The following is an 859-nucleotide window of genomic DNA, read 5'->3' on the forward strand; positions in this document are numbered from 1 at the left end:
TTTAATGAAGTCATCGGATCTTGGAAAATCATCCCAATATCTTTACCGCGGATTTTTTCCATCTGTTTTTCTGATTTTTGGACAATGTCTTCACCATTAAACATGATTGAGCCCCGTACATACTCACCTGGAGGTGTTGGAATAAGCTTCATAATTGACTGTGTTGTCACACTTTTCCCTGAACCTGACTCACCAACGATAGCTAGCGTTTCTCCTTTGTTTACGTGGAAATTTACGCCACGGACTGCCTTTACTTCTCCTGCAAAAGTGTGAAAAGAAATTGCTAAATCGTTTACCTCTAAAATTGGCTTCATTTTTCTCCCCCCTATTTTCGTAGTCGTGGATCAAGTGCGTCTCGTAAGCCATCTCCAACAACATTAAAAGCAAAAATGGTTAAACATATAAATATAGCCGGGAAGAATAATTGCCACGGATAATATTTCATTGCTGGTACACCTTCACTTGCCATCGTTCCCCAGCTAGCGAGTGGTGCTGGTACACCAAGACCTAAATAGCTTAAGAAGGCTTCAGTGAAGATCGCTGCAGGAACCGTTAATGTCATTGTAATTAAAATGGGTCCCATTGAGTTAGGAACTAAATGTCGAGCCATAATTCTTTTCGTATTTGCACCTAACGTTTGAGCTGCTAGCACATATTCCTGCGATTTTAGTTGAAGGACTTGCCCACGAACGATTCGAGCCATATTAATCCAGCCGGTTATAGACATCGCAATAATCATTGTTGTTAAGCCTTGTTCTAATACGACCATTAGCAAAATTACAACTAACAAATATGGAACAGCTGTTAAAATATCGGCGATACGCATTAATATTTCATCCGTACGCTTGCCAAGATAACC

2 protein-coding genes are annotated in these 859 nt (G+C 40.2%); both read right to left on the reverse strand.

Annotation, left to right across the window (positions count from 1 at the left end; translation table 11 throughout):
• Positions 1-314, reverse strand: a 314-nt coding sequence (locus SLH48_RS22395) for an ATP-binding cassette domain-containing protein (RefSeq protein ID WP_320259925.1), incomplete at its 3' end; no start/stop codon positions are given.
• Between the two features lie 11 nt (positions 315-325).
• On the reverse strand, positions 326-859 hold a 534-nt coding region (locus SLH48_RS22400), incomplete at its 5' end, for an ABC transporter permease (RefSeq protein ID WP_320259926.1).

It is taken from the genome of Cytobacillus sp. IB215316 (genome assembly GCF_033963865.1).
In the GTDB taxonomy this organism is placed as follows: domain Bacteria; phylum Bacillota; class Bacilli; order Bacillales; family SM2101; genus Nanhaiella; species Nanhaiella sioensis.